Consider the following 14,270-nt stretch of genomic DNA (forward strand, 5'->3'; position numbering starts at 1 on the left):
TAGCAGCATTAGTCTTGGAAGAACTTCTCCTGGATAGCGCGCAGCGTATCAGCAGAATGCTTGAAACGCTCGGCTTCATGGTCGTTCAGCTCCAGCTCAACAACGCGGCGAATACCCTTGCGATGGATGATCGCTGGGGTGCCGATATAGATATTTTCTTCGCCATACTCACCGTTGAGTAGCGCCGAAACAGGCAAGGCCACATCTTGGTTACGCAAAACAGCCTTTGCTATGCGGGCAAGACCCATGCCGATACCATAGGAGGTGGATCCCTTAGCATCAATAATCGTATAAGCGGCATCGCGGGTTTCTTCGAAGATCTTCTCTAGCTCCTCCTCCAGCCCCGGAGTCTTCTCCAGCTGCTTACGCATAGAGACACCTGCAACGGTAGCGGAGGAAAGAACAGGCAGCTCAGTGTCACCGTGCTCACCAATAATATAGGAGTGAATAGAGGTCGGAGCCACTTCATAGCGCTCACCGAGCATATAGCGGAAGCGAGCGGAGTCTAGCACAGTGCCGGAACCGATAACGCGGTGCCAGTCAAGACCGGAGTAGCGCCATGCAGCATAGGTGAGAATATCCACTGGGTTGGAGGCGATCAAGAATATGCCATCGAAGCCTGCACCCATCACGGAATCGACGATGGACTTCATGATCTTCATATTTTTATCCACAAGCTGCAGTCGAGTCTCGCCTGGCTTCTGGGGTGCGCCTGCGCAGATGACAACCATGGCTGCATCTTCGCAGTCAGCGTAGGTACCACGAGTGACCTTGGTGCGTGAAGGAGCCCACACCACGCCGTGGTTGAGGTCCATGACGTTGCCCTCAAGCTTCTTCTCATCAATATCAATGATGGCGAGGTGATCACAGGTACCCTGGTTGACGAGGGCATATGCAAAGGCGACTCCGACGTCGCCGGCACCAATGAGAACTACTTTATTTCCAACCGTTTGCTTCATAACGCAATGCGCCTTTCCCTTGAACCTTGAACTCTGGATAGAGTATGAGAAAATATTCGCGGTGCACCTCGTCTAAGCAGGCACTTTAGGCGCGGCGCCCCAGTATGTTGAATATGCTTTTAATTATGCCCGATAAGTTCCGATTTAGCCCGTTTTGCGGGAAATTTGTGGGGAATATCGCACCACGTTTCTCCTGTCCGATATCTAACGAGACATCTGTGACGGGTACATATTATAGGTTGCCCATCTGTGCTTGAGTGCTCGGCTGCAGAATACCTATTTCTGCCTGAGGTGGTCTCATTGGTATATGGGTGCGAACGCCAGCCCTCACCCATATATCGGACTACTTCTTCTTTGCACGTCCTGCTTTAACGACTCGTTTTGTCGTTTTCGCAGGCTTCTTCGTGGTCTTTTTAGTCCCAGAGCGCTTCTTTGGCTGAGCACCGCCATCAGCTAAGTCTTTGGCGCGGCGTTCGGAGATTAACTCATTCGCTCGCGCATCGGTCAGCGCTTGCGGATCGTCGCCGCGTCTTAAGGATGCATTCGTTTCCCCGTCGGTAACATACGGGCCAAAGCGGCCATCTCGGACAGTCATCGGCTTCTCTGAGACGTCGTTATTGCCCAGTTCCTTAATGATCGACTGCGAGGCAGCTCGACCGCGGCGCTTCGGCTCCGCATAAATCTTCACCGCTTGATCGAGCGTGATACTAAAGATTTGATCCTCACTTGAGAGCGAACGGGAATCCGTCCCCTTCTTCAGGTACGGGCCGTAGCGTCCATTTTGAGCAGTAATCACCTGATTATCTTCGGGATCGATACCCACTTCGCGCGGCAGAGAGATAAGTTTAAGAGCCTCTTCCAGGCCCACCGTGCTGGCCTCCATCGAAGAAAACAGCGAGGCGGTTTTAGGTTTGAGGGTCTCTTCAATAATCTGATTAATACGCTTCTCTTTAGCCGCCAAAGCAGTCTTGGTTTCCCAATTCTTCTGCCGCTTACCTTCGGCGGCGCGCTGCGCATCTTCGGCGGCGCGCTCCTCGGCGACGATTTCTTCTGCCTTGGCGGCTGCTTTCTCCTTCTCATCCTCACCCATGATCTCGGTGACATAGGGACCAAAACGTCCTTCCTTCACCACGATCGTGCGACCGTTATCGGGATTGCTACCCAATTCTCGTCCCGACTGAGGGGTAGCAAATAATTTCTCTGCAAATTCCAGCGTCAATTCATCTGGGGTGGTGCTATCCGAGAGATTGGCGCGCTGGTATTCCGGCTCACCGTCTTTTATCCCCACCTGTCGTTCGAGGTAGGGGCCGTACCTGCCCACGCGCACATATACTGGACGCCCTTCGGCATCATCGAAAAGCGGCAGAGAATTAACGGAGCGAGCATCGATTTGTTCTAAGTTATCTCCTACCAATGCTTTGAGCCCACCTTGGCGCGCAATGGAATCTGCCATCGCATCCGAAGCCTCGGCGTCGCCAAAATAAAAACCGCTCAGCCACTCACTGCCAATCTGGGTGCCAGTTGCGATATCGTCAAGCTCATCCTCCATCGAGGATGTGAAATCATAATCCACCAATGCCCCGAAGGATTGCTCCAAGAGCCCAACCACGGCGAAGGCAACCCACGAAGGCACCAGCGCATTGCCGCGGGAATACACATAACCACGATCCTGAATGGTCTTGATTATGCTGGCGTAGGTAGACGGGCGACCGATACCGAGCTCTTCCATCTTCTTAACAAGGGATGCTTCCGTATAGCGCGCCGGCGGGTTTGTTGTGTGACCATCAGCAGCCAGTTGATCCGCCTGCACGGGGTCACCCTCGCTCAAACGTGGCAAATATTTCTCAGCATTATCTGCAAGATCGCGACCATCTGACAGTTTGGTGGACTCGACATAGGCGCGGAGGAAACCTTGGAAAGTAATCGTGCGCCCGGTAGCGGAGAATTCAACGGCTGTGCCATCATGGGCGTTACCGCCAAGGGTGACCTTCATCGAGGTGCCTTTGGCATCTGCCATTTGGGACGCGACGGTACGCTGCCAAATCAGCTCGTATAGGCGAAATTCTTCGGCATCCAGGCTTGACGCCAATTGACCTGGAGTAGCAAAACTCTCACCGGCGGGGCGGATGGCCTCGTGCGCCTCCTGAGAATTTTTCACCTTACGGTCATAGGTGCGCGGGCTGGGAGAAACATAATTCTCACCATAGAGCGCCAGAGCCTGCTCGCGAGCTGCCTGTAAGCCTTGCGCAGACAGTGCGGTGCTATCAGTACGCATATAGGTAATATGGCCGTTTTCATAGAGCCGCTGTGCGATACGCATGGTGCGCTCAGAAGTATAATGTAATTTTCGTCCAGCCTCTTGCTGCAAAGTGGAGGTCATAAACGGAGCATAGGGCTTACGTGTATAGGGTTTTTCCTCAACTCGAACAACAGCCATCTCAGTGCCCGTGAGGTCCTCGACGAGCTGTTCCGCACGTACCTGGTCGATCACATGTGCCTGCGATGTCAACTGTCCGCGGTCATTAAAATCGCGACCGGTTGCCACGCGCTGTCCGTCGACACTGGTGAGGCGGGCTTCAAAAGCACTCGGATTACCGTCGTTGAGGTTTTTGCCTGAATCAAATTCCCCTTTGATATCCCAGTAATCAGCGGAGATGAAGGCCATGCGCTCACGCTCACGCTCGACAATGACGCGCGTAGCCACTGACTGCACCCGCCCAGCCGAAAGCCTGGGCATGACTTTTTTCCACAGCACAGGAGATACCTCGTAGCCGTAGAGACGGTCGAGGATACGTCGGGTTTCTTGGGCATCGACCAGATTATTATCTAAATCGCGGGTATTTTCAGCGGCCTGCAGAATCGCTGGTTTTGTGATCTCGTTAAAAACCATGCGGCGCACGGGCACGGTAGGTTTGAGAGTTTCCAATAGGTGCCAAGCAATGGCTTCACCCTCGCGGTCGGGGTCGGTCGCAAGGAGAAGTTCGTCGACTTCCTTGAGTTTCTTTCTTAAGTCTGCGACCTTCTTTTTCTTATCGGCGCTGACCACATACAGCGGCTTGAAACCAGCATCAACATTAACACCAAGCCGTGCCCATGATTCTTTTTTATATTTGGCAGGAATATCAGCAGCACCCCGTGGTAAATCACGGATATGACCGACTGAGGCCTCCACAATATAATCATCACCAAGATATGGCGCGATCTTTTTCGCTTTCGTCTGGGACTCGACGATCACAAGTCGCTTTATTCCGCTGCTCTTGGCCATAAGACGAAGAAACCTCAATTTCTAATCAAACAAGTTTAACTGCTTACCCTATCAAGCATGTGCGCACTAAGGGTATATCACACGAAGGGAGAACGTTAAGCACACGGGTATTCATGCGAAAAAGCCGCCGATCCCTTTTCCTTAGCATTCATTCCACCATAGTGATGAGGAGAAAGCGGGAGACAAGGTTCCAGCGGCTTGAAGCTAGCTACCTAGTGGTAGCTATGAAGTTAGATCGCGCGAACGGAAAGAGCCTGTGGGCCCTTGGCGCCGTCGCCGATTTCAAACTCGACTTGTTGGTTTTCTTCGAGGGAACGGAAACCGTTTCCTTCAATTTCAGAGTAGTGAACGAAGACATCAGCAGAACCATCTTCTTGAGAGATGAAGCCGAAGCCCTTCTCAGCGTTGAACCACTTTACAGTGCCCTTAGCCATGTGTATATCCTTATTTCTTTAAAACTATATTGAACACCGCATCCCTCAGATACATGTGAGACGCAAGCATTTAGCAAGCGATCACCCGTAAGAGAACTAACAGACCCTGGTGTAAAAGAGCCCCGCGGTTGCCCCAGAATGAGGAAACCGTGTGAAACTAGCAAGCTAGAATCAGATACGTATGCTTGAACGAGAGTAGGTCAAGGAAACTCTTCATAGAAGAATCTCCAGTTTTTATGCCCAATGGCTCTAAGAAACAACATCCGCCCCGTAAGGACGTGAGGAAGGTTCACTACCGTTTTGCAAAAAATCATTAAAAACTTTAACGAAGACCTATCCCTAGTGTGTCACAGATCTAAGCCCATGCCAAGAGCTACCCCCAGGAGCGCTCATGAATCAGCCCGCCGGCTCCCCTAATGATCACCCTCGTGTCGGCGCCGAACTAGCTGCCATTCTTGCCGACGTACTGGAAGCGCCGAGTGCTTGCCACACCGAATATATACCCCCCCAGACTGCCCGCTACGGCTCGTGGCCCGACTGGGCTTACCCACCCCTTGTGGAGTATTTCTCCGAGCTTGGCATCACTCGCCCTTATGAGCATCAAATACTTGCGGCCGAGAGTATTTACCACGGTAAACACACCGTGATTGCGACGTCGACTAGCTCTGGAAAATCTCTCGGATATCTACTGCCATCTCTCAGCGTTTTGGCAGATGATAAAACGGCAACAGCCCTTTATCTCACACCCACAAAAGCCTTAGGCTCCGACCAATTACGCTCTCTTATGAAGCTTACGAGTAGCACTCCAGGCTTCGAATCGATCATTCCCGCGCCCTATGACGGTGACACTCCCATTGACGCTCGCGCGGATATTCGGGCTCGATCTCGCTTCATTTTTTCTACCCCCGATATGCTCCATAGTGGCATTCTGAGCAACCACCATAAGTGGCGTCATTTTTTGAGCAACCTTCGCTTTCTCATCATCGATGAAAGTCACGTGTATCGCGGGATCTTTGGAGCCCATATCGCCCTAACCTTACGGCGTCTGCTGCGCATAGCGCACCACTATCAAGCGCTCCCCACCGTGGTCCTTGCTTCCGCTACCCAAGCACAACCCGAACTCAGCGCAGCGGCACTGATCGGAGCCCCCGTACAGGCGATCAGCTCCGATACCGCACCTCATGGCGCACGCACCATACTATTATGGGAGCCAGGGATCAGCGACGAGGCAGGGAAAAATAAACGCCCTGCGCTGGGCGATTCTGCCTTGATGATGGCCACGCTTATCAAAGAGGGAGCCAGAACCTTAGGCTTCGTCCGTTCACGCGGCCAAGCTGAACGCTTAGCACTGCGAGGAAAAGAATTGCTTGCCAGCTGGGGTCGCTTTGATTTAACCGAGCGACTAAGTTCTTACCGCGCTGGCTACCTAGCTGAGGATCGTCGCGCATTAGAAGCCGCCCTCAGTAGTGGGGATCTTTTAGGTGTTGCCAGCACGAATGCCTTGGAATTAGGTATCGATATTGGCGGGATTGATGCGGTTATTACTACTGGGTTTCCCCGAACTATCTCAAGCTTCTGGCAACAAGCTGGACGCGCAGGGCGTCGCGGGCAATCGAGCTTAGTGATCTTTGTTGCCTACGATGACCCACTCGATACCTATCTGGTTAGGCACCCCGACAAGCTCCTATCCGCCCCCGTGGAACGCACCGTTTTTGATCCCTCCAATCCCTATATCCTCAGTGATCATCTACTCTGTGCCGCTAGCGAAAAACCCCTTGATGAACACGATATTGATTATTTCCAGGCGGGTGCAATCCTGCCGGCTCTAATCCACAAGGGTCTCTTACGCACACGCCCCTCCGGCTATTTTTTGGCTGCACAACCAGGGTCAGAAAGCCCCCATCAGAGGGTTTCCCTGCGCTCGACTGGCAGTCAGATCATGATCTTTGCAGATTCTCAGCTCTTGGGTACCGCGGGCTCAGCCCAGGCACCACGACAACTGCACCCAGGTGCCGTTTATGTTCACCAGGGCGAATACTACGTGGTGGATTCGCTTGATCTCGAGCGTCGGCTTGCTATCGTGCACCCGGAGAATCCGGATTACTATACGGTGGCCCGCAACCACACCGATATTATGATCACCGCTGAACCCCAGCAGCTCCAGCAGTTACACCCTGGGGTTTGGTTAAGCAGTGTGGAGGTCGAGGTAGTCAATCAAGTCACGGGCTATTCCACCTATAGTTTCGATAGGCAATTGATTAGTTCCCAGTCCCTTGATCTACCCTGCCAGCGTTTAATGACTAAAGCCTGTGCCTATACGGTAGATCCACTCGTGCTACGCGACCTGGGTATCAACAATATTCCTGGTACTCTTCACGCTGCCGAGCATGCTGCAATCGGGATGCTCCCGCTTATTGCCACCTGCGATCGCTCTGATATTGGTGGTGTGTCTATAGCACTGCACCCAGATACCGAGTTGCCCACGGTCTTCGTCTATGATGGAGCTCCCGGCGGGGCCGGTTTTGCCGACCAAGGCTATGAGCACTTCGCCCAGTGGATTCACGCCACCTACGAGACTGTGCGAGACTGCGCCTGTGATCAGGGCTGTCCGTCCTGTGTCCAGTCGCCCAAGTGTGGCAATGGTAATGACCCTCTCGATAAGGAGGGGGCCATGATCCTTTTGGAATTTTTAAGCCAAGTGGCTCATTCACACCCGCCCGGCGCGAGCGCGGGCTAACTGAGTACCCATTCGGACTTGAATATAAATATCACCATCGATCTCCCGACATCCACGTGGCTCGGCCTCGTGAAGCTGGACGATCTCCACCGCGCGGGGGCACCCAGGGTGCCCGGTGGCAAGCTCATAGGCCCCTGCGACCGCCGCGAGGTCGGCAGCATTGCGTGCCTGATGAGCCTCAACCATGATGGTGAATACGTGGGCTAAGATCCCCACGATGACAACGATCATTACGATCATTCCGGCACTCACGATGGTGGTGGAGCCTTCTTCATCATTCATAGCTACTTCCTTCAAGGGCGAAAATAGCCTGAGCCCGCATCGTACCGAAGAGACTAGGCACTTCAGCGGTGGCCGTAGCCAGTGTGCCGGAGGTAGTGATATGCACGTGCCCTCGAGCTGGTTGATAGTCCACCCCGATCACATAGCTACGAGCGGCAGCGCCAGCGATATCAATAGCGCTGAGATAGCTAGCTGCCGATAGGATTGCCCCCACTGCCACACCCAGTACCGTCATGAGGCTAGCTATCCCTATCGCCGTTTCAATCGTGGTGGATCCGTCTTCGGCGCCGAGGACGCGTCTAAGCGGGGACTTGATTGAGCGCATTGCCGATAATGGACTCGATACCCTCAGCAACGGCGCCAGAACTCGCCACCATATAGAGAGCGCCAGCTAAGGCAGCCGCGGCGAGAGCGCCCATGGCATATTCGATCGTAGTCATACCTTCGTCATCGGATAGCTGGAGAAAGAAGTTGGAAGACATAAGGATTGGTCCTTTTCTTGTGTTTAGAAGGGGAGGATGGTTTGTCCCAGACTCAGTACTAGGGGCACGAGGCCTAGCAGTATAAAGGCTGGGAGGAAACATAGGGACAAGGGCACGGCAATGGCCACTCCAGCTCGCTGAGCCCGCGCCTCTGCGCGATTGTCTATCTCGGCTGTGAGTCTGGCGCTGAGGCACTCTAGCTCAGGAGCTAGGCTGGCACCCGAATGCGCTGAATTTTTCAATGCGGAACCGATGTCGTCGAGTTCAGCCCACGCCCGCTCGGGGGCGACACCCAGATCGAGAAGATCTGCCGCACGCAGCCATTGCAAAGATCCACCGCTAGCACCTAAGGCCCTGGCAGCGGAACTGTGACTCAAGCCGGTACGAATTAGTGCTGCAAATAATTCCACATCTTGAGCCTGTGCACGCGCGTGCATATGCGTGCGACGATTTCCACGGCGGAAATATTTAGGCCCATCTCTAGGGTTGACGCCACTCATACCATTACTACCAAGGCGCGTTATGGACACAGGGTAGGGGTGGATGGCAAGTCCAATAAGTGCCAGGACTAATGCCAAAAGGATCCAACTCATTCTGCACCTCCTGTCATAATGCGATGAGTGAAGAAAATTCCCAGAGCTTGTGCAGTAATGCCAAGGAAAAAGACGAGCTGTCCTAAGCTATTGCTCACGTAAAAGGCGAGAGTATTAATGCCCATGGCACCACCCATGGCCACTCCAATGACGGGCAGGAAAGCGAGCATCCACCCAGAAAGTACGGGTCCTTGCATTGCGGCGTGGGCTCGCTCTGCGGATTGGTGCCTATCCTCGAGCATCTTTCGGATACGCGCGGTTATCTCGGTCAGTGCGATACCGTGGTGCAGCGATAAGGTCCACGCGGTGGCGAGAGTGATCAGAGCTGGATTCTGCGAGTCGGCTAACTCTTTGATCCCCTGATTAATATCCATGGCAGCTCTGGATGCTGCTAGTTCCAAGGTCATACGGAGCTGCTCGTCGCTAGGCTCCGCGGCACCCGCTGCCAGTGCTGCCGCTGGAGTAGCGCCTGCGGATAATTCCGCGGCGATAGTGCCCAGGACGTGGATAGTGGATTGTTCTGTCTGTTTGCGCAGAAATCTTAGGCGATAATCGTGGATTACCCATCCGAGGCTGAGGCTTATGATGACTAGAGCCGCCATGACTAGAAAATATCCTCGCGCGATGCTCATAGCCGCGCCCACTCCCCCGACAACAGCGAAGCATTTTGGGTGTATCAAAAAAGAAGTGTAGGAGCCCTGAGACGAGGCGATGCGCTCGATAGGTCGCATGAGGGGAAGAGAAAAGGCAATGAGTATTAGCCCTAGAGAGCTCACAGTGGTAGTCATCGCGGTTGCCACCCCGCTACACTCATAAGCTCTTCGGGAATCATGGCTCTCCTGTGGTCCCATAAAATATCTACCTGCGGCGGATGGGAATGAATCTGAGCAATCTGCGAGAGGATACGAAGACGGCCTTGGCGCGCAGTACACAAGATAACTGGTTGGGCGGCGGCGAGCTGGGAGTGCAATGCGCTGGTGTCAAGGCCACCCATTGCAGCTAACGCCTCCAGGCGAGCCGGCACTTCCTGGCTGGTATTGGCATGTAGGGTGCCGGCTGATCCCTCGTGCCCGGTATTTAGAGCGCTGAGCAAGTCGATTACTTCCTTGCCCCTAATTTCCCCGATCACTATACGATCGGGGCGCATTCTTAGAGCTTGTTGCAAGAGAGTGCACATACCAATTTCACCCCTGCCCTCGGTATTCTTCGCACGGGTGATGAGATGAACGGTATGAGGGTGGCGGGGTTTTAGCTCTGCAGTATCCTCGATGCAGATGATGCGTTCAGCCTGAGGAACCTGCTCTAAAAGGGCACCCAGGAGAGTAGTTTTGCCACTGCCCGTGCCACCAACGACAAGGAAGGACCGTCGGGCCACGATTAGGGCGTCGAAGACGCGGCGCATTTGAGGTGGGAAACTGCCGCTTTCTTCTAGGTGTCTGAGATTTGCGGTGGCACTGTTTAAAACCCGGATGGAGATGAGTGGACTTGTTTCCGCGGGTGGGGACAAAATGGCGTGGATACGCACATGAGTTCCATCCTCTCGGGCGATTTTTCCGTCCCCATAACTTTGGGCTCCGTCAAGGCGGCGACCGGCGACATGGAGAAGGCGGGTGGCAAGCCGACGTATATCGTCGTGGGTTGAAAAACTCACCGTGGCTTTTTCAAATCCAGCCCCGCGATCGAACCACACCTGATCGAGATCATTAACCACGATATCGGTGATCCCCCTCAGTGCGAGGAGAGGTTCGAGCACCCCCAGTCCCACGGTATCGTAACGCAGTTGGCGCATAATGGTGAGAACATCCACATCACTCACAACCCCCGAGGACTCTGCTCGGATGAGAGTAACGATCTCCTGGGGAGTCAATCCTTGAGGGTGCTGGGCTATCTGGCGTTGGATAGTGGGGATGAGATCAGCGGCGACGTTGGAATTCATAGGTCGTCCCCCTGGGCTATCCGCATGGCTGCACGTCGGATCCCCCGCGGCAATTTCTGAAATGTTCCAGCGAAACCGGAGGTTTCCTGGCGTTTATTCATGCCAGGGTCCATGGGTACCTCTGCACTAAATGCCGGTTGAATCAGACGCTCCATTTCTTTTCGCGTCAGAGCTGACCACCCGCGGTGATTGATCACAGGGTGCGCCCGCACCGGAAAATTTCTTAACTCTTTGAGCAATTCACAGGCAGCAGCGAGCACGCGTACCTGTGGAGTCATGACTACAACGCAGTGGTCACTGCGCTCAAGTACTGCGTCAAAATAGGGGGCAGACCATGGGGTATCTATGACAATGGAATAATTGCTACGGACAATGTCAAGGACATTATTAAGCTGATTTTCTTTCTGTTGTGACCGCCCGACTCCACGTTGAGTGCTGATCACTCCCAGGCCTGATTCTGTATGAGGTAATGCTTGGTAGAGAGTAGGAGCTGGAGTGCTGCCATCGTCGAGGTTGATATCGGGCCATCGAATCCCGGCAGTATCTTCGAGCCCTAGAACGAGATCGAGTCCAGCCGAGAAGGGGTCAGCGTCGACAAGTAGCGCAGGATCATGATCGTGGAGGGCAAGCGCGAGAGCTGCAGCCACACTACTGGTGCCCACACCCCCAGCGGCCCCCGTAACGGCCCAGATGGGGTGAAATTTGGAGCGTGATTCTGCACTGCGAATATGCCCGAGATAGGTGAGAAGTTCTTGGGCTTGCGCTGGCAAAACATAGGCATCACGGATGGGGGTGCGGGCGACGAACTTCCAGTCTATATGCGCAATATCGGCACAGACTAGGTAAATCGGAACGGTGGGAGCTACCTGAATCACGTGCGCGGCGATGGTGGGATCGACAAGGATGCAGTGCGCCTTTTTAGCCCAGCGTATAATCGAACGCGGGTCGGTGGTATCGATAGTTTTTAATCCGGTTGCAGCTGCGACGGCGATAGCTTCAGGATGCACGACGGGATCCGCGACGGCTACGAGGATGGACGTGGAGTTCATATCCTCAGTGTGGGCGTGTTATGCAGCGGGCTCAACGGGTACGACGTCAGGCGAAGTAAATCTGTGGATAACGGATAATCAGCTGTCCGTAGAGTATAAAGCGGCAGCTCGCGCAAGGGGGGGTAATGAGCGCGAGCTGCCTACCCGGCCATTAAAGGGGGGTTCGCTGGCCGGGGTGTGCCGGCCGCACTGTATATCGGGGCCTGGCTATTGCTATTATGACATATAATCCCAGTCCTGCCAATACTTAAGTGCCCAGCTTATTGCGCCCTTTGGCAGGTAGAATTGAGGGGTGAGATTGGCGTCCAAGCTACAGTTAAGAAATCATGAGAGTTCCCGATTCGTCCCCCAGTGCGGCAATCCCCAATGCCTTGGAGCAGGATGCGATGCACACCACCATAGGGGCTTTCTTCGATCTCGATAAAACCATCATCGCCACCTCTTCGGCCCACGCTTATGGTAAGGAATTTCTCTCCTCAGGTTTAATTTCGGTGCCGAAGGCGGCGCGCCTTTCTCTCCAAAAAGTACTTTATTTATGGGATGGTCTCTCCCGCGACCAACTACACCGCACTCGCAACCAGCTAGCCTCCATGATTAGCGGCTGGGAGGTGGGCGAGGTCGAGCGCATTGTTGAGGAGTCTTTTCATACGGTCTTGTGCCCCACGATCTATGCCGAGGCACGGGAGCTCATTCGATGGCACCGCAATCAGGGTCACCGTGTTGTCATCATTTCGGCAAGTGCGGATATCCTGGTGCGACCAATTGCCCACGAACTGGGAATCGACGATATTATTGCCACTCAATTAGCTCAAGAGAACGGGTGTTTTACCGGTGAGATTCTCTTTTTCTGTCAAGGCGAAGCCAAAGCCGACGCTCTTCACAGATGTGCTGAGCAATTCAGGCTGGATCTTTCTCAGTCCTTCGCATATTCAGATTCCTTCACCGATGTACCCATGTTGGAAAAAGTGGCTCATCCTGTAGCTGTCAACCCTGATAGGGCTTTACTAGCCACGGCACGTGATCGAGGGTGGACAATCCAGTATTTCCATCACCCCATCCCTTTAATCCCTCGCCCTTCCTTTAAGGAGCTTACGGTAGGGACCGGAGTGATTGCCGGGCTTGCGGCGGCTACTATAGGCGTGCGCTGGTGGTTAGGCAGACACAATTAGCCCTCGGCTACCATCCGAGCGATACCTTCTGCCTCAGCGGCCCCGGCCAGGCACGCCTGAAAATAAAATTCTGGCCACTGTGAACTATGCGCTGATATCAGATCGTAATACTCCCGCTTATGCCGGGAAAAATACACCTCAGGTACCCCTAGTCCAATGGGATCGAAGCCAGTCACCATGGCCGCGAGACGCGCGGCGATCGCCGCTATGAGATCGCTGCGTGCTCCGAAAAGCTGCGGGGCTGCGATCGCAAGAAAAGTGTGAGCCGGTACCAGTCCCATATGTGCGTGAGGATCGCGCAGCGCGCGCAGATGGGAAAGGGCTGGACCTGGCGCTCCGACGGGGCGACCACTGCCGCCCACAAGCGTATCAAGCCGCGCGAGAACCTGAGCCGGAGCCCTCTTGAAGAGGGCTGCCGTTTGTTCGCGTTGCTTTGGCCCCAGCATGCTAAAAGCACTCAATGCTTCCTCTATAGTGCACGCGTCGGAGCGAAGCTGATACATGAGCTTAGCGCCTCGAACTGCGGATTCGCTGGTGGTGACGTTATTTTGGCGAAGATTAACCGGCCTGCGGTACACCCGCCGTAGTGCTTCTAGGGCTTGAGTGTAGGTGGGAAAATCTGCGACGGCGTCCATGAGGGTTATCAGTGTAGTCGGGGGTTGACCGAGCTTGAAAAAAATCTGACTCTACTCAGAAAAGTCCCGCTTATTCGGGGGGTTTCTTTCACACAGGTAGTCAAACTGTTAGGATTATGGGAAAGGTCAGCGTATTGCTTCATCCCAGTTTGGTCTGCACCGGAATGCCTGTCATTCCAGCGCTGTCTTAAATAAATGTGAAAGAGAAGAAAGAGGATAGGCACACGTGAAGAAAGAAAACGGGCTATTTACTGAAGGCCCTGAAACCTTCGAGCCACAGGTAAGCTCCATTCCCCTGGCGGCAGCTGATAGCGATATCGAAGGATCCTTCGGCAACTTGGTCAGTAATGCCACCGAACAAGTTTCGTCATTAGTGCGCTCCGAGATTGAGCTAGCCAAGACGGAGATTACTCACGAGGCCAAAAAAATTGCCTTCGGAGGTGGCCTTTTCGGCGTGGCCGGAGTTATCGCTCTGTATAGCTCCTTCTTCTTTTTCTTCTTCCTCGCGGAGCTGCTAAATATCTGGCTCGACCGCTGGGCATCTTTCCTCATTGTCTTCCTCGGCATGATTATCGTGGCCGCTATCTTGGCCCTTATCGGTTGGAAGAAGGTCAAGAGTCTCAAAAAGCCCAAGAAAACTATCGAGAGCGTGGGTGAGCTCAAGAATATAGTTCCGAAGAAGCAGTCACCGGCCGTTGAGCGTCGGCATTCCGGACTTTATAGTTAGCC

Annotated in this window: 14 protein-coding genes; 3 read left to right on the forward strand and 11 right to left on the reverse strand. The window is 53.9% G+C overall.

What is annotated here, in order from left to right; translation table 11 throughout:
- Positions 1 to 8 precede the first annotated feature (8 nt).
- From NXT00_RS06655 to NXT00_RS06665, 3 genes are all read right to left on the reverse strand, one after another.
- Positions 9 to 959 carry an L-lactate dehydrogenase gene (locus tag NXT00_RS06655; protein ID WP_259078539.1) on the reverse strand — a complete coding sequence of 317 codons (951 nt, stop codon included), beginning with the start codon at positions 957 to 959 and terminating at the stop codon, positions 9 to 11.
- A 343-nt stretch (positions 960 to 1,302) separates the two neighbouring features.
- Complete coding sequence (gene topA / locus NXT00_RS06660) at positions 1,303 to 4,224, reverse strand: type I DNA topoisomerase (protein ID WP_259158491.1); 2,922 nt, start codon at positions 4,222 to 4,224, stop codon at positions 1,303 to 1,305.
- Positions 4,225 to 4,454: 230 nt separating this feature from the next.
- On the reverse strand, positions 4,455 to 4,658 hold the full coding sequence (locus tag NXT00_RS06665; protein WP_259078531.1) for a cold-shock protein: 204 nt from the start codon (positions 4,656 to 4,658) through the stop codon (positions 4,455 to 4,457).
- Between the two features lie 391 nt (positions 4,659 to 5,049).
- On the opposite strand from NXT00_RS06665, the gene NXT00_RS06670 reads away from it, so the two are divergent.
- Positions 5,050 to 7,395: a DEAD/DEAH box helicase gene (locus NXT00_RS06670; protein WP_259078530.1), complete on the forward strand. Its 2,346-nt coding sequence runs from the start codon at positions 5,050 to 5,052 to the stop codon at positions 7,393 to 7,395.
- On the opposite strand, the gene NXT00_RS06675 is transcribed toward NXT00_RS06670, so the two are convergent.
- The 7 genes from NXT00_RS06675 to ssd all read right to left on the reverse strand — a co-directional run bounded on the left by NXT00_RS06675 (position 7,366) and on the right by ssd (position 11,737).
- Entirely contained in the window at positions 7,366 to 7,677 is a 312-nt protein-coding gene (locus NXT00_RS06675) for an Rv3654c family TadE-like protein (RefSeq protein ID WP_259078528.1), read from the reverse strand. The two genes, NXT00_RS06670 and NXT00_RS06675, sit on opposite strands and share 30 nt — an antisense overlap.
- A complete protein-coding gene (locus NXT00_RS06680; RefSeq protein ID WP_259078526.1) occupies positions 7,670 to 8,002 on the reverse strand; it encodes a hypothetical protein in 333 nt (110 codons plus the stop codon). The genes NXT00_RS06675 and NXT00_RS06680 overlap by 8 nt, the downstream gene beginning before the upstream one ends.
- Entirely contained in the window at positions 7,977 to 8,159 is a 183-nt protein-coding gene (locus NXT00_RS06685; RefSeq protein ID WP_259078524.1) for a DUF4244 domain-containing protein, read from the reverse strand. Before NXT00_RS06685 ends, NXT00_RS06680 begins: the two co-directional genes overlap by 26 nt.
- Positions 8,160 to 8,182: 23 nt before the next feature.
- On the reverse strand, positions 8,183 to 8,752 hold the full coding sequence (locus tag NXT00_RS06690) for a type II secretion system F family protein (protein ID WP_259078522.1): 570 nt from the start codon (positions 8,750 to 8,752) through the stop codon (positions 8,183 to 8,185).
- Positions 8,749 to 9,384 (reverse strand): type II secretion system F family protein, encoded by a 636-nt coding sequence (locus tag NXT00_RS06695; RefSeq protein WP_259158492.1) that lies wholly within the window; start codon positions 9,382 to 9,384, stop codon positions 8,749 to 8,751. The genes NXT00_RS06690 and NXT00_RS06695 overlap by 4 nt, the downstream gene beginning before the upstream one ends.
- A gap of 152 nt (positions 9,385 to 9,536) precedes the next feature.
- A complete protein-coding gene (locus NXT00_RS06700; protein WP_259158493.1) occupies positions 9,537 to 10,688 on the reverse strand; it encodes a TadA family conjugal transfer-associated ATPase in 1,152 nt (383 codons plus the stop codon).
- Complete coding sequence (ssd, locus tag NXT00_RS06705) at positions 10,685 to 11,737, reverse strand: septum site-determining protein Ssd (RefSeq protein ID WP_259158494.1); 1,053 nt, start codon at positions 11,735 to 11,737, stop codon at positions 10,685 to 10,687. The genes NXT00_RS06700 and ssd overlap by 4 nt, the downstream gene beginning before the upstream one ends.
- A gap of 326 nt (positions 11,738 to 12,063) precedes the next feature.
- Here ssd and NXT00_RS06710 point away from each other — a divergent pair, with 326 nt between their 5' ends.
- Positions 12,064 to 12,906 (forward strand): HAD family hydrolase, encoded by an 843-nt coding sequence (locus NXT00_RS06710; RefSeq protein ID WP_310470428.1) that lies wholly within the window; start codon positions 12,064 to 12,066, stop codon positions 12,904 to 12,906.
- On the opposite strand, the gene NXT00_RS06715 is transcribed toward NXT00_RS06710, so the two are convergent.
- Entirely contained in the window at positions 12,903 to 13,541 is a 639-nt protein-coding gene (locus tag NXT00_RS06715) for a hypothetical protein (RefSeq protein ID WP_259158495.1), read from the reverse strand. The two genes, NXT00_RS06710 and NXT00_RS06715, sit on opposite strands and share 4 nt — an antisense overlap.
- 226 nt (positions 13,542 to 13,767) lie before the next feature.
- Here NXT00_RS06715 and NXT00_RS06720 point away from each other — a divergent pair, with 226 nt between their 5' ends.
- Positions 13,768 to 14,268 (forward strand): phage holin family protein, encoded by a 501-nt coding sequence (locus tag NXT00_RS06720; RefSeq protein WP_259158496.1) that lies wholly within the window; start codon positions 13,768 to 13,770, stop codon positions 14,266 to 14,268.
- Positions 14,269 to 14,270 lie beyond the last annotated feature (2 nt).

It is taken from the genome of Corynebacterium sp. ES2715-CONJ3 (assembly GCF_024814365.1).
GTDB lineage: Bacteria > Actinomycetota > Actinomycetes > Mycobacteriales > Mycobacteriaceae > Corynebacterium.